Here is a 17,439-nt window from a genome sequence, read left to right as displayed (position 1 = left end):
AGACTTTAGGCAGCACGGCCTTCACGCGAAAGGCCGATCGAGGCAACGGGTGTTCAGTTTTCGAGAAGACTGGCGCCAGTCCAGCGGCCCTCGCGCACCAGGGCACGGGCGGTGTCTGCAAGCACCACGCGCGCGGCGAGCGCGGCGGGCGAAAGCTCGTCGTCCGACAGGCTGACGAGCAGGTTGCGGCGGCCCACGTGCGCATCGCTGATCTGCGTGAGCTGCAGGTCGTCGCGGTCGTGCCGGGCCGTGGCGGCGCCGGGCTGGATGGTCGCGCCGTGGCCTGCGCGCACCGCGTCCATCAGTAGTGCGAGGCCGTCCACCTCGGCCACGATGCGCGGCTGAATCCGCGCTCGCGCGAAGGCGGCCATCAGCGTTGCGCGGAGACCATGGCTGCCGCTGGGCAGGATGAGTGGCACATCGGCCAGCTGCGACAGGCGCACCTTGGTGCCCGTGGGGCGCCCGTTCAGCGTCGGCGATGCGATCACGAACAGCTTTTCCGCCAGCAGCGGCAGCACGCTCCAGCGCCGCGGCGTGTCGGTCTGGAACAGCACCGCCAGGTCGAGCTGGCGCGCGTGCAGCATGGTGGTGAGATGGCCCGAGAGCGCCTCGACCATGTGCAGCCGCACCTCGGGGTAGCGCTCCTGCATGCTGCGCATCAGGGGCACGCCGAGCACAGTGGCCGTGGTGGGCGCCAAGCCCACGCTCACGTGGCCGGAAAGCCGCGCCTGCTGCGCCGCGCGCACGGCGTCGTCGGCATGCCGCAGCGTGAGTTGTGCCTGGTGCAAGAAGGCCAGGCCCGCATCGGTGGGCACCACGCCGGTCGAGCTGCGCTGCAGCAGCCTCGTCGAAAGCTCGCTCTCGAGCCGGCTGATCTGCTGGCTGAGCGCCGACGTGACCACGCCCAGCTCGACGGCCGCGCGGCCCATGCTGCGGAGTTCGCAGACCTTGACGAAGTAACGCAGTTGCCTCAGTTCCATGCCCGCATCATCGCGCAGGCACGGCCACCGGTTGCCGCTTGCGCAGCAGCAGCCAACCGAAGAGCGGAGCGGTGATGTACATCACCACCGAATAGATCGCGGCCGGCAGCGCGAGCTGAAAGCTGCCGAGCACGCTCACCGCGATGAAGATGGCCAGCGTGGAGTTGTGGATGCCGATCTCGTAGCTGATGGCGGTTGCGAGCGGCTTGTCCAGGCCCGCGGCGCGGCTCAGGTAATAGCCCGCCAGCAGGCTCAGCAGGTTGAACAGCAGCACCGGCAAGCCGATTTCGGCGAAGGTGGCCGTGATGGTCTTCCATTCGTTGGCAATGGCCAGCACCGTGACCACCGCGAGCACCACGGCGCTGAAGATCTTGGTGGGCTTTTCCATGCGCGCTGCAAAGCCGGGCTTGCGCGAGGCCACGAACATGCCGATGGCCACCGGCACCAGCACGATGGCGATCACCTCCACCAGCTTGCGCGTTTGCAGCGGCACCACCTGGCCGCTCTGCGCAAAATGCCCGATGGCCCAGTTGGCGATGAGCGGCAGCGTGACGATCGACAGCAGCGTGTTCACGGCCGTGAGCGAGATGTTCATGGCCACGTTGCCGCCGAACAGGTGCGAGAACAGGTTGGCCGAAATGCCGCCCGGCGAGGCCGCGAGCAGCATGAGCCCGATGGCGAACACCGGCGAGAGGCCGAAGCCGACGATGATGGCGTAGCAGGCCAGCGGCAGGCCGACAACCTGCAGCGCGAGCGCGATGGTCACCGCCTTGGGATGCTTGAAAAGCCGCCGGAAGTCGTCCAGCGAAAGCGAAAGCCCTAGCCCGAACATCACCAGCGCCAGCGCGCCGAACAGAAACCGGGTCACGATGAGCGTAGCGTCCATGCTTGTTGTCTCCTCTTCTTGCTTCTTCTAAAAAAATGGCTGCCGGCACCTGTCGCGCAGGCGCTGGCAGCCGTGGAAACCGGAATCTGCGCGTCTTATTGCTTGTAGCTGTCGTCGATGCGGTCGAGCTTGCGAATGAGCGACGGCCAGACGAACTGCCCGCCCAGTCCGCCCGTCTGCACCTTCATTGCCTGGCCCACGCCCTCGACGATCTTCGGGTTCACTTGCGTGAGCTCGCCGCCGCCCGACTGCGCTGCAATCTGGATCTGGCAGGTGTTCTCGAAGGTGTACATCGAAAGGAACGCGTCTGCAATGGTCTTGCCGCAAGTGAGCAGGCCGTGGTTGCGCAGCATCAGGAAATTGGCGTTGCCCATGTCGGCCTGCAGGCGCGGCTTCTCGTCGTCGCGGAAGGCCACGCCTTCGTAGTCGTGGTAGGCCAGCGAGGCCAGCACGAAGGTCGATTGCTGGCTGATGGGCAGCACGCCGTTCTTCTGCGCGCTCACGGCAATGCCGGCCTTGGTGTGGGTGTGCAGCACGCACTGGATGTCTTCGCGCGCGGCATGCACGGCGCTGTGGATCACGAAGCCGGCCGGGTTGACGGGGTAGGGCGACTCGATGATCTTGTTGCACTGCTGGTCGACCTTGACCAGGCTGGACGCGGTGATCTCGTCGAACATCAGGCCGTAGGGGTTGATCAGGAAGTGGTGCTCGGGCCCAGGAATGCGCGCGCTGATGTGCGTGAACACCAGGTCGCTCCAGCCGTAGAGTGCCACCAGGCGGTAGCAGGCCGCTAGGTCGACGCGCAGCTGCCACTCCTCGGCGGACACGAGCTTCTGGATTTCGGATTGGGAGTTTGCGTTCATGGTGATGTGTCCTTTGTCGGGTGTCAGGCGGCGGCCGGCTCTTTCATCGCGGCCTTGTAGATGCTCTGCTTCGGCTGCGCCATCAGGCGCTGCAGCATGGGTTCGAATTCGCTGATGGGCAGCGTCTCGGCTTTCGGGTCGAAGGCCGGGTTGTCGTACAGCGCGCAGAACTCGGCCGTGCGCTCGTAGTGCGGATGGCTCCTGAAGTTGTCGCGCATGTCGCGGTCCAGCCCGATGTGGTGAAAGAAGTAGTGGCCCTGGAAGATGCCGTGGTGCTGCACCATCCAGTGGTTGGCCTCGCTCACGAAGGGCTTCAGGATGGCCGCGGCAATATCGGGGTGGTTGAAGCTGCCGAGCGTGTCGCCGATGTCGTGCAGCAGGGCGCAAACCACGTATTCCTCGTCGCGGCCGTCGCGCAGCGCGCGGGTCGCGGTTTGCAGCGAATGGGTGTAGCGGTCGACCGGAAAGCCGCCGTAGTCGCCTTCGAGGATCTGCAGGTGCCTGATCACGCGCGCGGGCAGGCCGCCTGCAAATTGCCTGAACTCGCCGCCGATCAGTTGCCAGTCTTCGCGCGTGCTCTGCTGCATGCTGGTGAAACTCGCCCGTTCGCTCATCTTGTGGTCTCCGTTCTTGTGGGGTGCCGGCCACTGTAGACCCGTGCTTGACGCGCAACTGTCAAGGATTTGACAATGCAGGGGCCTGGAAAACCCCCGATGCCCGCTCCCAAGCCGCGCCTTTCCGCTTCGCACCTGGTTGCGATGGAGCGCAACCCGTGGTTCACGAGCATTCCGCGGGCACAGCGTGAGGCCCTGCTTGGCGCGGCCGAACTCATTCACCTGCGGCGCGGTGCCATGGTGTTTCGCCAGGGCGACCCGGTGCATGCGGCGGGCGGGGGCTTTTATGGCCTGGTGGCCGGCACCATCAAGATATCGTCGCTGCGGCAGGACGGGCGCGAGGCCATCCTAGCGGTGCTCGAGCCCGGCAACTGGTTTGGCGAGATCACGCTGCTCGACGGCTCGCCGCGCACGCACGACGCTACCGCGCTGGAACCGCTCGATCTGCTGGTGGTGCCGCCCGAGGCTTTTGCGCAGCAGATGCGCGACGTTGTCTTTGCGAACGCCATTGCCATGATGCTGGCCGCAAGGGTGCGCATGCTCTACGGGCTGACCGAAGATGCCACGCTGCGCAGCCTGCGCGCGCGCGTGGCGCACCGCCTGCTGGTGCTGGCGCGCGGCGACGCCACGCAATCGGTGCAATTGCGCCGCACGCTGATGCTGCCGCAGGAAGCGCTGGCCATGATGCTCGGCGTCACGCGCCAGACGCTTTCGAAGGAGCTCAACGCGCTGGCGCGCGACGAGGTGATTTCGCTGAGCTACGGGCGCATCGAGCTTCGGTCGGTCGATACGCTGCAGGCGCTGGTTCGCAGCGGCTAGCCCGGCGCATTCAGCGGGTATTCAGCGCAGGACGCGGCCGTCGGCCGAGATACTGATCAGGTCGATGTTCCGCGACGGATCGCGCAGGCCCGGCCGCAGGTTGACGCGAAAGCCGCCCACGTCGTAGTCGGTCATGGCCGTCATCACGCGCTGCAGGCTGGCGGTGGTGAAGCCGCGGCCCGCGCGCCGCACGGCCTCGCCCACCACCTTGGCGGCAATGAAACCCTCCAGGCCTTCGTACGAAGGCGTCTGGTCGGAGTTGTCGAGGGCGGCGCGGTATTCCTTGACGATGGGAATGGCCGAGGGCCGGGGCGAGGGCACCACCTGCGAAATGACGATGCCGCCGATATCCTTGCCGAGTTCGGCGTAGAGCGGGTCGATACCCACGATCGAAAAGGCCATGAAGCTGCCGGTGTAGCCGCTCTTGCGCAGTTTGCGGATGGCGTTGGCCGTGGTGCCCGAGAGCGACACCAGCACGATCGCTTGGGGCGTCTGCTGCAGCACGGTCTTGAGCGCCGCGTCGAGCTTGTCGCCGCCCATGGGAACCATGGCCGTTGCAACCAGCGGCGGCGCCTTGAGCTCGGTGACGGCCTGCTGCACGGCGGCGAGGCCCGCGCGGCCCATGGCGTCGTCATCACCCACCAGCGCGATGCGCGTCTGACCCACAGTGGCGCACTGGCGCACGATCTTCAGGGCTTCGTCGATCATGCCGGGACGCACATGAAACACGTTCGGATGGCTCGCCTCGCGCAGCGAATCGGCGGCGGCAAAGGGCGCGAACAGCAGGTTGCCCTGCTGGGCGGCAACGCTGGCGCCGGCATCGCTGCTTGCGGTGCCCACAAAGCCGAACAGCATGTCGGCCTTGTCTGCGCCCAGCAGCGTGCGGGCGTTGGCTGCGGCACGGGTGGCGTCGTAGCCGTCGTCGAGCTGCAGCAGCTTGAGCTGGAGCCCGCTGGCCGCGTTGCGCTCGTTGAACTCGCCCACGGCAAGCCGGCTGCCGGCCGCAAAAGCGAGGCCGATCTCGCCGGCCGCGCCCGTCAGCGGCACCGATTGGCCCAGCAGCACGACACGCGCGCCTGCGGTGGCCTTGGCGTGTTGTGAGAGCGCCGGAAGAGAAAGGCCGCCGCCCAGCAGCAGTGCGCCGGTTGTCTTCAGTACTTGCCTGCGAGAGCTGTTCATTTGCCACCCTTTGTCAAAATTAGTAAAAAAGTGTAGCAATTTCGGTGCCCGCAGGGAAGGGAACCGACCCGCGGGCAAGCCGGGTTCGCATGGGCGATCTGCTTGCGATATTCAAGCCCTTGGGACCAGCTGTTGGCCGCCAAGGCGACTGCTCCGAAGGCGCAGATGGATGCAGCCATTCAGAAAGCCTATTGCGAGTCGCTTGCGCTCAGTAAGGAGGAGCGGGCAGTTGCAGTGTCCAGCGCGGTCACCGACGCATTCGATCGTGTGCAGCCGGTGTTGCCGCGGTTCCTGTCAGCTGCGGCAATTGGAGAAAGTGCCGGCTGAGACCTGGCTCCGCCGGCAATACCTCAGGCGCGCCGGAAGACCAGGTCCCACACGCCGTGGCCCAGCTTGAGGCCGCGGTTCTCGAACTTGGTCAACGGCCGGTACTCCGGCTTGGGCGCATAGGCTTCGGCCGTGTTGCGCAGCAGAGGCTCCGCCGAGAGCACTTCGAGCATCTGCTCGGCGTAAGGCTGCCAGTCGGTGGCGCAATGGATGTAGCCGCCCGGGCGCAGGTGCTCGGCAAGTTTCTTCACGAACTCGGGCTGGATCAGCCGGCGCTTGTTGTGGCGCTTCTTGTGCCACGGGTCGGGAAAGAACACATGCACGCCGGCCAGTGAATCGGGCTGCAGCATGTGGTCGAGCACGTCGACGGCGTCGTGCGCGCAAATGCGGATGTTGCCGATCGATTGCTCGCCGATGCGCTTGAGCAGCGCGCCCACGCCGGGCTCATGCACTTCGCAGCAAAGAAAGTTGGTCTCGGGCATCACCGTGGCGATGTGCGCGGTGGCTTCGCCCATGCCGAAGCCGATCTCGAGAACCGTCGGCGCGGCGCGCCCACCGAAGGCCGAGGTCAGGTCGAGCGGCTCGGGCTTGTAGGGCAGCAGGAAGAGCGGGCCCAGCTCGGCAAAGGCGCGCGCCTGGCCTTCGGTGGTGCGGCCGGCGCGCTTCACGAAGCTCTTGAGGCGGCGGTGCAGCGGATGCGGCTGGTCGGCCGCGTCGTCGCTCGGCGGGGAATCGTTTGGCACGGTGTCGGGAAAGGTCATTACGGCCGCGAATTGTAGAGACCAAGCCATTCCGGCACCCAGCCGGCCAGTGCCGCGGCGCATGAGCCGCCCCGCGCGGCGCCGAGGCCGAGCACGCGCGCGGCGGCCTCGAGCGACGCCAGTGCGGCCTTGGGCGTGGCGGTGTCGATGGGGGTGGCGCCGTTCTGCTTCGAGAGCTTGTCGCCATGGGCGCCCCGCACCAGGGGCGTATGCAGGTAACTGGGCGTGGGCATGCCGAGCGCGCGTTGCAGCAGGATCTGGCGCGCGGTGTTGTCTGCCAAGTCTTCGCCGCGCACGACGTCGGTTACGCCCTGTTCCGCGTCGTCGACCACCACCGCGAGTTGATAGGCCCACGGCCCGTCGGCGCGGCGCAGCACGAAGTCGCCCACCTCGCGGCTGACGTGCTGGCACTGGCGGCCGAGGCGGCGGTCGGTCCAGCAGAGCTCGCCCGACGGAAGCGCCGGTTGCACGGCTTCGAACTTCTCGGTGGCAAAGCGCCACGCCCGCGCGGGCTTGCCGTGCAGGCCATTGCGGCAAGTACCGGGATAGACCCGCTCTCCATGCCGCGTGTGCGGCCGCCCAAGCCGGACCAGCGCCTCGTCAATGTCCTTGCGCGAACAGCCGCAGGGGTAGGCGAGGCCGAAGGCCTGCAGCTTCGCAAGCGCCGCTTCGTAATGCGCGATGCGCTGCGTCTGCCACACCGGCGCTTCGTCCGGCAGCAGGGCGCAGTCGGCCAGCTGCCGGAGGATGTGCTCGCCCATGCCGGGCAGGCAGCGCTCGGTGTCCGCGTCCTCGATGCGGATCAGCCAGCGTGCCTGTGGCCCGCGGGCGCGCACGTCGAGCCAGCTCGCAAGCGCGGCAACCAGCGAGCCGGCGTGCAGCGGGCCGGTGGGCGAGGGCGCGAAACGGCCGGTCTCACGCATCCGCGGATCAGATCACTGCAAGCGCCAGCGAGAGGCCCGAGAGGAAAGCGTCTTCCACCCGGTGGCCGGTGCACCAGTCGCCGGCAACGCCGATGCGGGCCTTGGCGTCCCACAGGTGGGTCTTGCCCACCGGGACTTGCGTCTGGGCTTCGGTCCAGCAGCGTGCCTGCGCGTGCGTGGGTGCGGCATGGATGCCGGTGATCTCGGAGAAGGCGCGCAGCAGCTTGGCTTCGACGCGCGCGGCGTCGTCGCGCAGGTGTTCTTGCGACCAGGTGGCGCTGGCCTGCAGCGTCCAGCGCTCGACGCGTTCGCGCCCCGGCTTGGACGACTCGCGCGCGAGCCATGCCACGCGGTGGTGGGTGCTGCGAGCCGCATTCCATTGCGGGCCGAGGTGCGACATGTTGGCCTGGTTGGCCTGGGGAAAGGCGATCATCAGCGTCCAGCAGGGCGCGATGCGCACGGGCTCGATCTTCTGGCTGATGCTGGCCGAGAGCTTGCCGTCGCCCAGCAGCGCACGTGTGCGCGAAGGCGGAACGGCGAGCAGCACGGCATCGAAGCCCGAGTACACATGCTGCGAATCGTCCGCACCCGCGGTGCGCAGCTGCCAGCGCTTCGGATCCAGCGCATCGGGTTCGATCTGCGTGACTTGCGTGCCGGTCACGAGGTTGCCGCCCAGCGGCGCGGCCCAGTAGGCCACGAGCGCATCCATGCCGGGCTGGGCAACCCAGTGCGATTCGCGGCCCGGCAATGCCGCTTCGGCCACGCGCCCGTGCGCGTCGAGCACGCGCACCAGGTTGGCGCTCCATGGGCGGCAAAGGCTAGGCGTGGCTTCGAGCGCCAGCGCAAAGCGGGCGTCGCGCACGGTGAAGTACTGCGCGCCGCTGTCGAAGCGGCCGAAGGCGGTGTCGATGCTCGCCATGCGTCCGCCCGGGGCGGCCTCGCGTTCGAAGACGGTGACCTTGTGGCCGGCCTGCACCAGCGTGCGTGCGCAGGCCACGCCGGCAATGCCGGCGCCCACGACGGCGTAGTGGCGCGGGGCGGCGGGGGTTCGGTGGCGGTCGGTGGCCTTTGCCGTCTTGGCAGTTGCGCGAGTGGTCATGAGGGACTCTTTTCTTGTGTAGGGAGACGATGGATGTGGTTGCACTCTACATCGGTCTGGAAGTGGGGCGTCCGACCGGGCAACGTCAGCGGCCGCGGTGCCGCTCGAGCAGCGCCCGCCGCGTGGCCTCGTGGTCGAACTGCGCGAGCCACCATTCGAGGGCGCGACCCGGCCCGCCCGCGCTGCGCACGCGCCAGGCGCAATGCATGGTGGCGAGCGGCGGCTGGCGTTCGGTCTTGCGTTCGACGAGGTGCCCGGCTTCGATGTAGGGACGCGCCATGGGCTCGGGCAAGAAACCGCCGCCAAGGCCGTGCAGTTGCGCGTTCAGCTTGGCATGCATGCTCGGCACCGTGAGCACGTCTTGCCCGCCGACCAGGTTGACGGTCATGCTGGGGCCGCTGCGCACCGAGTCGGCGGCGGCCACTGCACGGTGCTGGCGCAGCACCGCGTCGGTCAATGGCTCGGGCAAGCGCGCGAGCGGATGGTGCGGTGCCACGGCATACACAAAGCACAGCTCGCCGATCGGCCGGCTGCGGATGCCGGTGGCGGTGAAGGCCAGGCTTGCCGCGTCGAGCACGGCGCCGATGGCGAGGTCGGCCTCGCCGCTGGTCAGTGCCTCGATGGTGCCGAGCAGCGTTTCATCGCGCAGCTTGAGCCGCGTGGGCGGGTTCAGCGCGAAGAAGGCAGTGGCCAGGTCGAGCAGCGGGTCGCGTGCGATCACGCTGTCCACGGCAATGGTGAGCATCGGCTCCCAGCCGGTGGCGACGCGCTTCACGCGGTTGGCCACCGCATCGATCTCGCCCAGCAGGCGTGCCGCTTCGCGCAGCAGTTCGGCGCCGGCCTCGGTGATGCGGGCCTGGCGGGCGCTGCGGTCGAACAGCAGCACGTCGAGCGCGTCTTCGATCTGCCGCACGCGGTAGCTGAGCGCACTGGGCACCAGGTTGAGCGCGCGCGCCGCGCCCGCAAAGCTGCCGGTGCTTGCCACCGTCTGGAGCATGGCGAGCGCGTCGGGGGTCAGTACGTCTCTGGCGCTGGGCATTGTGGCTCCGTTGGATGCTCGGTCGATTGATCAAATAATTTGAATGATGCCATCAAAACCCGGCGCTTTTACGGCTGGGGTGCAGGCCTAAAGTTCTTCACATCCGCTGCGCATCCGGCGCGGCATACGAAAGAAGGCCCGAGCATTCCCACGGGGCAGGGCCGAAGGAGTTTGACGATGTTGCAAGTCCGTAAATCACAGGAACGCGGTTATGCCGACCATGGCTGGCTGCGCTCGTTCCACAGCTTTTCTTTTGCCGGCTACTACGACCCGGCCCACATGGGCTTCGGCAACCTGCGGGTGATCAACGAAGACCGCGTGGCCGCGGGCGCCGGCTTTGGCACCCATGGCCACAAGGACATGGAAATCATCAGCTACGTGCTCTCGGGTGAACTGGCGCACAAGGACAGCATGGGCAACGTGGAGTCGATTCCGCCGGGCGACGTGCAGCGCATGAGCGCGGGCCGCGGCGTGATGCACAGCGAGTTCAACCACAAGGCCGACGAGACCACGCATTTCCTGCAGATCTGGATCGAGCCGAACGTGCGCGGCATTGCGCCGGGCTACGAGCAGAAGAAATTCAGCAATGACGAAAAGCGCGGCAAGCTGCGCTTGGTGGCCTCGCCCGACGGCGCCGACGGCTCGGTGACGGTGCACGCCGACGCGCGCCTGTTCGCCGGCCTGCTCGATGGCGACGAAAAAGCCAGCCTGGCGCTCGATCCGCAGCGCAAGAGCTATGTGCACCTGGTGCGCGGGGAGCTCGAAGTCAACGGCCAGAAGCTGTCTGGCGGCGACGCCGCGATGCTGCAAGGCGAATCGCAACTGACGCTCGGCGCCGGCAAGGATGCCGAAGTGCTGGTGTTCGACCTGGCCGCCTGAGCAGACGTTTTCTTCAATTCTTGTTTTCCGCTTCTTTCAACTTTCTACAACCGAGGAGTTTCATCATGACAACCACCGCAATCAATGTAACCGCCACATCCAACCCCACCGCAGCGCAAGACACGCTGGCACTTGTAGGTCGCGTGCTGCTGGCGCTGCTTTTCGTGCCTGCGGGCTTCAGCAAGCTCATGGGCTTTGCGGGCACGGTCGGGTATATCTCGTCCGTCGGAGCGCCGCTGCCGCAGGTTGCGGCGGTCATCGCGATCGTCGTGGAACTGGGCCTGGGCCTGATGCTGCTCGTCGGCTTCAAGACACGCCTCGCGGCCGTGGTGCTGGCGGTGTTCACCGTCGCGGCATCGGTGCTGTTCCACAATTACTGGAGCATGCCCGCAGACAAGGCCTTCGTGAACCAGCTGATGTTCTTCAAGAACATTGCCATTTCCGGCGGTTTGCTCGCCTTTGTCGCCTTCGGTGCCGGCCGCTTCAGCATCGACAGGAAGTAAGCAGGCTTTTGCCCGGGCTTCGCATCAACGACCCTCGTCACCACTTCAGGAGAACCATCCAATGCCAAACATCGTGGTCGTCTTTCATTCCGGCTACGGCCACACCCAGCGCATCGCCCAGGCTGTCGCCGATGGAGCCGGCGCGCAACTGCTCGCCATCGATGCGGATGGCAACCTGCCCGAAGGCGGTTGGGAGACGCTGGCCGCAGCGGACGCCATCATCATGGGCTCGCCGACCTACATGGGCGGCGTGAGCTGGCAGTTCAAGAAGTTTGCCGATGCGTCGTCGAAGGTGTGGTTCACGCAGGGCTGGAAAGACAAGCTCTTTGCGGGCTTCACCAACAGCGCCACCATGAACGGCGACAAGGTCACGACCATGGCGTACCTGTGGACGCTCGCGATGCAGCACAGCGGCATCTGGGTGAGCTTGGGCATCCTGCCGACGAACAACAAGGCCGCCACGCGCGATTCGCTGAACTACGTGGGTGGCTACGGCGGCCTGCTCACGCAGTCGCCGTCGGATGCGAGCCCGGCCGAGATGTTCAAGGGCGACTTCGACACTGCGCGTGCTTTCGGCGAGCGCGTCGCCGAAGTGGCAAGATCGCGCGGGTAAAACCCAGTCCACCACGGAGCCCCCGATGACCGATAACGCCGCACAGACCCAACTGCTTCAACCGCATGACAAGGACCTGGGCGGTGGCTTCAAGGTGCGGCGCCTGCTGCCCGCGGCGCAGCGCCGGTCGGTCGGGCCCTTCGTCTTCTTCGACCACTTCGGCCCGGCTACCGAGCAGCCCGGTGCCGAACACGATGTGCGGCCGCATCCGCACATCGGCCTTTCGACGGTCACTTATCTTTTCGAGGGCGCGATGATGCATCGCGACAGCCTCGGCAGCGTGCAGGAAATCTTGCCCGGTGCCATCAACTGGATGACGGCGGGCCGCGGCATCGTGCACTCCGAGCGCAAGCCCGAGCGGCTCAAGGCCGATACCTACGTTAACCATGGCCTGCAGCTTTGGGCAGCCTTGCCACAGGCGCATGAAGAGGTCGAGCCGAGCTTCGAGCACACGCCGGCCAGCGCCATTCCCGAGCTTGAGGAGCAAGGCGCGAAGGTGCGCGTACTGGTGGGCGAGGCCTTTGGAAAGCACTCACCGGTCAAGACGCTGTCGCAGACGCTCTACCTCGATATCGCACTGCCCGCTGGCGGCCGCTTCGAATTGCCCGCACTGGCACAGGAGCTGGCCGTCTACGCCGTCGATGCCGATGCGCGCATCAATGGCGAGTCCATTGCGGCGCACACGATGGTTGTGCTGCCGGACGGCCAGGGCGCGGTGCTGAGCGCCGATACGGCGGTGCGTTTGATGGTGATCGGCGGCGAGCCGCTCGATGGTCCGCGCTACATCACCTGGAACTTCGTTTCCAGCCGGCGCGAGCGCATTCTGGAGGCGGGCTCCGACTGGGCCGCCCAGCGCATGGGCCACGTGCCCGGTGAGACCGAATTCATTCCGCTGCCGGGCAAGCCCTTCGGCGTGCGTGAGCCGGACGTCGGCACCACGCCGGTCTGACGAGCCCGCAGCGAACAAGCCCCCGCGGCGCGGGGGCTCAGTTCTTTTGTTCCAGGTCGGGATCCTCGGCAGCGCGCGCACTCGCATCGGCCGCGCGTGCGCTCAGGTCGGGTGCCAGCGCGCGCCGGCCGTCGAACACGAAGCAGTCGCCGTGATAGTGCGCACCGCCGACTTCTTCGAAATATTTAAGGATGCCGCCTTCGAGCTGCAGCACGTTTTCCACGCCTTCCTCGCGCATCAGGATGGCGGCCTTTTCGCAGCGGATACCGCCGGTGCAGAAGCTCACGACCGTCTTGCCCGCGAAATCGGCGCTGTGTGCTTTCAGTGCGGGCGGGAATTCGGTGAACTTGGTGATGCGCCAGTCGATTGCGCCGTCGAAGGTGCCTTCGTCGACCTCGAAGTCGTTGCGCGTGTCGAGCAGCGCAATTTCGCGGCCGGCGTCGTCATGCCCCTGGTCGAGCCAGCGCTTGAGGGTGTGCGCGTCCACGCCCGGTGCGCGGCCGGCCGCCGGCTGGATGGCGGGATGGTCCATGCGGATGATCTCGCGCTTCAGCTTCACCAGCATGCGGCGGAAGGGCTGCGTGGCCGACCAGCTTTCCTTGGTTTCGAGGTCTGCAAAGCGCGGATCGGCGCGGAGGCTGGCCACAAAGCTGCGAATGGCGTCGGCTGCGCCCGCCAGAAACAGGTTGATGCCCTCGGGCGCCAGCAGGATGGTGCCCATGAGGCCCAGCGCCTGGGCGCGCCCGCGCAGGTCTTCACGCAGCACGGGGCTGTCGTCGATGGCTACGAACTTGTAGGCCGCAATATTCAAAATCTCTTGCACGGGGCGGAATTGTAGGTGCCGCCGGGCCGCCCCAAGGCACCGAGCCTCCCCCTCGGGGGGGGGCGAAGCACACGAAGTGGCAAGCCGGGGGGCTCAATTTAGGGGATTGCCAACCCACATCGTGGAGTGCCGGTTTCTACAATGGGAGGATGTTTGTTCACCTGCGCCTGCACACCGAGTTTTCCGTCGTCGACGGCACCAACCGAATCGACGAAGTCGTCAAGGCCGCCGCTGCCGACAAGCAGCCCGCACTGGCCATCACCGACCTGAACAACCTGTTCGGGGCGATCAAGTTCTACAAACAGGGGCGCAGCAAGGGTGTCAAGCCGGTCATCGGCGCAGAAATCTTCGTCGAGGGGCTGGGCAAGGAGCCCGGCGTGCTCACGCGCATCGTGCTGCTGGTGCAGAACATGGAAGGCTACCTGCATCTTTCCGAGTTGCTGGCGCGTGCCTGGACGCAGAACGTGGGCCGGGGGCAATCCCAAGCGGCCTGCAAGCTCGAATGGCTCGAAGAGCTGCAGGGCGGGCTGATCGCGCTCTCGGGCGCGCAAGCCGGCCCTCTGGGGGCGCCGCTTTTGCAGGGGCAGGAAGAACGCGCCGCTGAACTGGCGCTTCAGTTGGCGGGCATGTTCCCGCACCGCTTCTACATCGAGCTGCAGCGCGCGGGCCGCCCCGAGGACGAGCCGCACGTGATTGCCGCCGTGAAGCTCGCGGCCCGGCTGCGCCTGCCGGTGGTCGCCACGCACCCTGTGCAGTTTGCCGAGCGCCAGGACTACGAGGCGCACGAGGCACGGGTCTGTATCTCCGAAGGCGAAATCCTGGGCAACCCGCGCCGGGTGCGCAAGTTCACCGAGGAGCAGTATTTCAAGTCGAGCGCCGAAATGCAGGCGCTCTTTGCCGACGTGCCGAGCGCGCTGGCCAACACGGTCGAGATTGCCAAGCGCTGCAACCTGACGCTGGTGCTCGGCAAGCCGCAGCTGCCCGATTTTCCGACGCCTTTCATCAGCGAAGGCGTGCGCATGCCGATCGACGAGTTCTTCCGCCAGGAGTCCTTCGCGGGGCTCGAAGAGCGGCTGGTGCACCTGTATCCAGACCAGGCCAAGCGCGATGCCGAGCGGCCGCGCTATGTGGAGCGGCTCGAGTTCGAGATCAACACGATCTTGAACATGGGGTTCCCGGGCTATTTCCTGATCGTGGGCGACTTCATCAAGTGGGCCAAGAACAACGGCTGTCCGGTGGGCCCGGGCCGGGGCTCGGGCGCGGGCTCGCTGGTGGCCTATGCGCTGAAGATCACCGACCTCGATCCGCTCGAATACAAGCTGCTGTTCGAACGGTTCCTGAACCCCGAGCGCGTTTCGATGCCCGACTTCGACATCGACTTCTGCCAGGGCAACCGCGACCGCGTGATCGACTACGTGAAGGACAAGTACGGCCGCGAGGCCGTGAGCCAGATCGCCACCTTCGGAACGATGGCCGCCCGCGCCGCCATTCGCGACGTGGGCCGAGTGCTGGACATGAGCTACATGTTCTGCGACGGCATCAGCAAGCTCATTCCGAACAAGCCGGGCCAGCCTGTCACCATCCAGTATCCGCCGGATCCGAAGGTGGATGGCGACAAGAACAACTACGCCATCGAGATGGAGCCGCAGCTCGCGGCCCGCATCGAGAAGGAAGAAGAAGTGCGCATGCTGGTGGAGCTTGCGCAAAAGCTCGAAGGCATGACCCGCAACATCGGCATGCACGCGGGCGGCGTGCTGATTGCGCCCGGCAAGCTCACCGATTTTTGCCCGCTGTACCAGCAGCCCGGCAGCGACTCGGCCGTGAGCCAATACGACAAGGACGACGTGGAGGCCATCGGCCTCGTGAAGTTCGACTTTCTGGGCCTGGCCACGCTCACCATCCTCGAGATTGCGAAAGAGTTCATCGTCAAGCGCCACAAGGGCCAGGAGAACTTTGCCTACGAGAACATCAAGCTGGACGACCGCGAGACCTACAAGCTCTTTTCCGAGGGCAAGACGGAAGCGGTGTTCCAGTTTGAAAGCCGCGGCATGCAGGGCATGCTGAAGGATGCGCGGCCCACGCGCCTTGAAGACCTGATTGCGCTCAACGCGCTGTACCGGCCGGGCCCGATGGACCTGATTCCGAGCTTCGTGGCGCGCAAGCACGGCCGCGAAGAGGTGGAGTACCCGCACCCGGCCGTGGCCGAGATGCTCTCCGAAACCTACGGGATCATGGTCTACCAGGAGCAGGTGATGCAGACCGCGCAGATCCTGGGCGGCTACTCGCTCGGCGGCGCCGACCTGCTGCGCCGCGCCATGGGCAAGAAAAAGCTCGAGGAGATGGCCGAGCACCGCGAGAAGTTCCGAGCGGGCGCGCTCAAGACGCACGGCATTCCGCAGGACAAGGCCGACGAGATCTTCGACTTGATGGAGAAGTTCGCGGGCTACGGCTTCAACAAGTCGCACGCGGCCGCCTATTCGCTGCTGGCGTACCACACGGGCTGGCTCAAGGTTCATTACACGGCCGAGTTCTTCTGCGCCAACATGACCGTGGAAATGGACGACACCGACAAGCTCAAGGTGTTGTTCGAGGACGCGCAGAAAAACTTCGGCATCACGTTCGAGCCGCCGGACGTGAACCGCGGCAACTACCGCTTTGAACCCGTCACCGACAAGGTGATTCGCTACGGCCTGGGGGCCGTCAAGGGCACGGGACAGCTTGCGGTGGAGGCCATTGTGCGGGCGCGCGAAGAGGGCGGTCCGTTCAAGAGCCTGTTCGATTTTTGCGTGCGCATCGACCGCCAGCGCATCAACAAGCGCACGGTCGAAGCGCTCATCAAGGCCGGCGCGTTCGATGCCATTCAGCAGAACCGCGCCTCGCTCATCGCCTCGGTTGACCGCGCCTTCGAGTTCGCGGTGGCCACCGAAGCCAACGCGGCCCAGGTCGACATCTTCGGCGACAGCGAGCACGGCTCGGCCACGCAGGAGCCCGAACTGGTGGACGCCACGCCCTGGGGCGTGAAGGAGCGGCTCACCTACGAGAAAACGGCCGTGGGCTTCTACCTCTCGGGCCATCTGTTCGACGAGGTGTCGCACGAGGTGCGGCGCTTCTGCAAGCGCGAGATCGGCGACCTGATGGACACCCGCGAGCAGCAGGTGATTGCGGGCATCGTGAGCGACTTCCGCGTGATCAACGGCCAGCGCGGTCGCCTGGCGATCTTCAAGCTCGACGACAAGTCGGACTCCATCGACGCGACCGCCGACGAGGCGCTGATCAACGCGAACCGCAACACGCTGAAGGACGACGAGCTGGTGATCGTGAGCGGCCGGCTGCAGCCCGGCCGCGGCGGTTTCGAGGCGCGTTTTCAGGTGCAGCAGGTGTGGGACCTGGCTACTGCGCGCTGCCGCTTCGGCAAATTCCTGCGGGTGGCGGTCAACGGCAAGGCGCCGGACATCGCACGCCTGGTGAAAGATTTTCCGCCGCGTACCGAGCAAAGCGAACACGGCGACCTGGTGCAGGGGCTGCCGGTGCGTCTTTCGATGGCGCGGGGCGGCGCGCAGGTCGAACTGCAGCTTGGTGAGCGCGCCAAGTTCTTTCCGACCGATGCCGCGCTGGCAAGCTGGACGGCGCAGGCCGAAGCCGGAAAAGCCTCGGTCGTCTACGAGTGAGCGAGAGGCGCCGGATGTTCCTCAGGGGAACATTCGGATGCCGGGGGTTGTCCATCTGTTTCTTTGTAAACCAGGCTGTTCAAAGGAGGAACGATTGCCATGACCCATACCAACACCAGGACCCTGAAGAAAGCCACACTGGCCCTCGGCATGTCGCTCGCGCTGGTGCTGCCCCTTTCGCCGGCATTTGCGCAGTACGCAGGCCCGAGCACGGTGCAGACGATGACCGTCAAGCAACTGCTCGACACCGGCAAGGACGATCAGCACGCCACGCTGCGCGGCTTCATCGTTTCGCATGATGGCGGCGAGCACTACACCTTTGCCGACGACACCGGCCGCATGAAGGTGGAAATCGACGCCAAGCACTTTCCGCCAGGCGTGAAGATCGACGACAAGGTGCGCGTCGAGATTTCGGGCGAGTTCGACAAGGATCTGGTGGGCAACAAGGCCGAGCTCGACGTCAAGCGGCTGAGCGTCGCGGCGGCAAAGTAAAGAGCTCCAGCGCTTCGCTGCC

The 17,439-nt window shown here is 66.1% G+C and carries 18 protein-coding genes; 8 read left to right on the top strand and 10 right to left on the bottom strand.

Translation table 11 applies throughout. The features are described from left to right. Positions 1–53: 53 nt before the first annotated feature. From GOQ09_RS16140 to GOQ09_RS16125, 4 genes are all read right to left on the bottom strand, one after another. A complete protein-coding gene (locus GOQ09_RS16140; RefSeq protein ID WP_157614432.1) occupies positions 54–980 on the bottom strand; it encodes a LysR family transcriptional regulator in 927 nt (308 codons plus the stop codon). A 7-nt stretch (positions 981–987) separates the two neighbouring features. Next, positions 988–1,866 (bottom strand): bile acid:sodium symporter family protein, encoded by an 879-nt coding sequence (locus tag GOQ09_RS16135; RefSeq protein ID WP_157614431.1) that lies wholly within the window; start codon positions 1,864–1,866, stop codon positions 988–990. Between the two features lie 95 nt (positions 1,867–1,961). Continuing rightward, positions 1,962–2,729: a class II aldolase/adducin family protein gene (locus tag GOQ09_RS16130; RefSeq protein WP_157614430.1), complete on the bottom strand. Its 768-nt coding sequence runs from the start codon at positions 2,727–2,729 to the stop codon at positions 1,962–1,964. 23 nt (positions 2,730–2,752) lie between these two features. Next, positions 2,753–3,343, bottom strand: coding sequence for an HD domain-containing protein (locus GOQ09_RS16125; RefSeq protein WP_157614429.1), 591 nt, complete (start codon positions 3,341–3,343; stop codon positions 2,753–2,755). A gap of 99 nt (positions 3,344–3,442) precedes the next feature. On the opposite strand from GOQ09_RS16125, the gene GOQ09_RS16120 reads away from it, so the two are divergent. Further along, positions 3,443–4,162: a Crp/Fnr family transcriptional regulator gene (locus GOQ09_RS16120; RefSeq protein WP_157614428.1), complete on the top strand. Its 720-nt coding sequence runs from the start codon at positions 3,443–3,445 to the stop codon at positions 4,160–4,162. A gap of 21 nt (positions 4,163–4,183) precedes the next feature. Here GOQ09_RS16120 and GOQ09_RS16115 read toward each other — a convergent pair whose 3' ends face one another. Beyond that, positions 4,184–5,341, bottom strand: a complete 1,158-nt coding sequence (locus GOQ09_RS16115) for an ABC transporter substrate-binding protein (protein ID WP_157614427.1) — start codon at positions 5,339–5,341, stop codon at positions 4,184–4,186. A gap of 132 nt (positions 5,342–5,473) precedes the next feature. Here GOQ09_RS16115 and GOQ09_RS16110 point away from each other — a divergent pair, with 132 nt between their 5' ends. Further along, positions 5,474–5,668 carry a hypothetical protein gene (locus GOQ09_RS16110; protein WP_157614426.1) on the top strand — a complete coding sequence of 65 codons (195 nt, stop codon included), beginning with the start codon at positions 5,474–5,476 and terminating at the stop codon, positions 5,666–5,668. A gap of 23 nt (positions 5,669–5,691) precedes the next feature. Here GOQ09_RS16110 and trmB read toward each other — a convergent pair whose 3' ends face one another. From trmB to GOQ09_RS16090, 4 genes are all read right to left on the bottom strand, one after another. After that, positions 5,692–6,429 (bottom strand): tRNA (guanosine(46)-N7)-methyltransferase TrmB, encoded by a 738-nt coding sequence (gene trmB / locus GOQ09_RS16105; RefSeq protein ID WP_157614425.1) that lies wholly within the window; start codon positions 6,427–6,429, stop codon positions 5,692–5,694. After that, the gene (gene gluQRS, locus GOQ09_RS16100) at positions 6,429–7,352 is read right to left on the bottom strand and encodes a tRNA glutamyl-Q(34) synthetase GluQRS (protein ID WP_157614424.1); all 924 of its coding nucleotides are present in this window, start codon (positions 7,350–7,352) and stop codon (positions 6,429–6,431) included. Before gluQRS ends, trmB begins: the two co-directional genes overlap by 1 nt. Positions 7,353–7,359: 7 nt before the next feature. Continuing rightward, the gene (locus tag GOQ09_RS16095; protein ID WP_157614423.1) at positions 7,360–8,451 is read right to left on the bottom strand and encodes an NAD(P)/FAD-dependent oxidoreductase; all 1,092 of its coding nucleotides are present in this window, start codon (positions 8,449–8,451) and stop codon (positions 7,360–7,362) included. 85 nt (positions 8,452–8,536) lie between these two features. Further along, positions 8,537–9,490 carry a LysR family transcriptional regulator gene (locus GOQ09_RS16090; RefSeq protein ID WP_126749998.1) on the bottom strand — a complete coding sequence of 318 codons (954 nt, stop codon included), beginning with the start codon at positions 9,488–9,490 and terminating at the stop codon, positions 8,537–8,539. Between the two features lie 177 nt (positions 9,491–9,667). Here GOQ09_RS16090 and GOQ09_RS16085 point away from each other — a divergent pair, with 177 nt between their 5' ends. The 4 genes from GOQ09_RS16085 (at position 9,668) to GOQ09_RS16070 (ending at position 12,434) form a co-directional block, all read left to right on the top strand. After that, the gene (locus GOQ09_RS16085; protein ID WP_126749999.1) at positions 9,668–10,369 is read left to right on the top strand and encodes a pirin family protein; all 702 of its coding nucleotides are present in this window, start codon (positions 9,668–9,670) and stop codon (positions 10,367–10,369) included. A gap of 65 nt (positions 10,370–10,434) precedes the next feature. Continuing rightward, on the top strand, positions 10,435–10,872 hold the full coding sequence (locus tag GOQ09_RS16080; RefSeq protein WP_157614422.1) for a DoxX family protein: 438 nt from the start codon (positions 10,435–10,437) through the stop codon (positions 10,870–10,872). Positions 10,873–10,933: 61 nt separating this feature from the next. Further along, positions 10,934–11,485 (top strand): flavodoxin family protein, encoded by a 552-nt coding sequence (locus GOQ09_RS16075; RefSeq protein WP_157614421.1) that lies wholly within the window; start codon positions 10,934–10,936, stop codon positions 11,483–11,485. A gap of 25 nt (positions 11,486–11,510) precedes the next feature. Further along, complete coding sequence (locus tag GOQ09_RS16070) at positions 11,511–12,434, top strand: pirin family protein (protein WP_157614420.1); 924 nt, start codon at positions 11,511–11,513, stop codon at positions 12,432–12,434. A 37-nt stretch (positions 12,435–12,471) separates the two neighbouring features. Here the strand turns inward: GOQ09_RS16070 and GOQ09_RS16065 are convergent, their stop codons facing one another. After that, the gene (locus tag GOQ09_RS16065; RefSeq protein WP_157614419.1) at positions 12,472–13,257 is read right to left on the bottom strand and encodes a sulfurtransferase; all 786 of its coding nucleotides are present in this window, start codon (positions 13,255–13,257) and stop codon (positions 12,472–12,474) included. A gap of 149 nt (positions 13,258–13,406) precedes the next feature. Between GOQ09_RS16065 and dnaE the strand changes: the two genes are divergently transcribed. Then, a complete protein-coding gene (dnaE, locus tag GOQ09_RS16060; RefSeq protein WP_157614418.1) occupies positions 13,407–16,925 on the top strand; it encodes a DNA polymerase III subunit alpha in 3,519 nt (1,172 codons plus the stop codon). Positions 16,926–17,024: 99 nt separating this feature from the next. Beyond that, positions 17,025–17,417 carry a YgiW/YdeI family stress tolerance OB fold protein gene (locus GOQ09_RS16055; RefSeq protein ID WP_157614417.1) on the top strand — a complete coding sequence of 131 codons (393 nt, stop codon included), beginning with the start codon at positions 17,025–17,027 and terminating at the stop codon, positions 17,415–17,417. Positions 17,418–17,439 lie beyond the last annotated feature (22 nt).

This window comes from Variovorax paradoxus, assembly GCF_009755665.1.
GTDB lineage: Bacteria > Pseudomonadota > Gammaproteobacteria > Burkholderiales > Burkholderiaceae_C > Variovorax > Variovorax paradoxus_G.
The sequence above is the reverse complement of the archived record's forward strand: the minus strand, read 5'-3'. Positions and strand labels throughout refer to the sequence as shown.

Bases quoted from the DNA above. Each gene is read 5' to 3' on its own strand.
- GOQ09_RS16135 (WP_157614431.1), bottom strand. From the start codon at position 1,866: ATGGACGCTACGCTCATCGTGACCCGGTTTCTGTTCGGCGCGCTGGCG.
- GOQ09_RS16095 (WP_157614423.1), bottom strand. From the start codon at position 8,451: ATGACCACTCGCGCAACTGCCAAGACGGCAAAGGCCACCGACCGCCAC.
- gluQRS (WP_157614424.1), bottom strand. From the start codon at position 7,352: ATGCGTGAGACCGGCCGTTTCGCGCCCTCGCCCACCGGCCCGCTGCAC.
- GOQ09_RS16130 (WP_157614430.1), bottom strand. From the start codon at position 2,729: ATGAACGCAAACTCCCAATCCGAAATCCAGAAGCTCGTGTCCGCCGAG.
- GOQ09_RS16120 (WP_157614428.1), top strand. From the start codon at position 3,443: ATGCCCGCTCCCAAGCCGCGCCTTTCCGCTTCGCACCTGGTTGCGATG.
- GOQ09_RS16125 (WP_157614429.1), bottom strand. From the start codon at position 3,343: ATGAGCGAACGGGCGAGTTTCACCAGCATGCAGCAGAGCACGCGCGAA.
- GOQ09_RS16055 (WP_157614417.1), top strand. From the start codon at position 17,025: ATGACCCATACCAACACCAGGACCCTGAAGAAAGCCACACTGGCCCTC.
- GOQ09_RS16140 (WP_157614432.1), bottom strand. From the start codon at position 980: ATGGAACTGAGGCAACTGCGTTACTTCGTCAAGGTCTGCGAACTCCGC.
- GOQ09_RS16080 (WP_157614422.1), top strand. From the start codon at position 10,435: ATGACAACCACCGCAATCAATGTAACCGCCACATCCAACCCCACCGCA.
- GOQ09_RS16070 (WP_157614420.1), top strand. From the start codon at position 11,511: ATGACCGATAACGCCGCACAGACCCAACTGCTTCAACCGCATGACAAG.
- GOQ09_RS16115 (WP_157614427.1), bottom strand. From the start codon at position 5,341: ATGAACAGCTCTCGCAGGCAAGTACTGAAGACAACCGGCGCACTGCTG.
- dnaE (WP_157614418.1), top strand. From the start codon at position 13,407: ATGTTTGTTCACCTGCGCCTGCACACCGAGTTTTCCGTCGTCGACGGC.
- GOQ09_RS16085 (WP_126749999.1), top strand. From the start codon at position 9,668: ATGTTGCAAGTCCGTAAATCACAGGAACGCGGTTATGCCGACCATGGC.
- GOQ09_RS16090 (WP_126749998.1), bottom strand. From the start codon at position 9,490: ATGCCCAGCGCCAGAGACGTACTGACCCCCGACGCGCTCGCCATGCTC.
- GOQ09_RS16075 (WP_157614421.1), top strand. From the start codon at position 10,934: ATGCCAAACATCGTGGTCGTCTTTCATTCCGGCTACGGCCACACCCAG.
- trmB (WP_157614425.1), bottom strand. From the start codon at position 6,429: ATGACCTTTCCCGACACCGTGCCAAACGATTCCCCGCCGAGCGACGAC.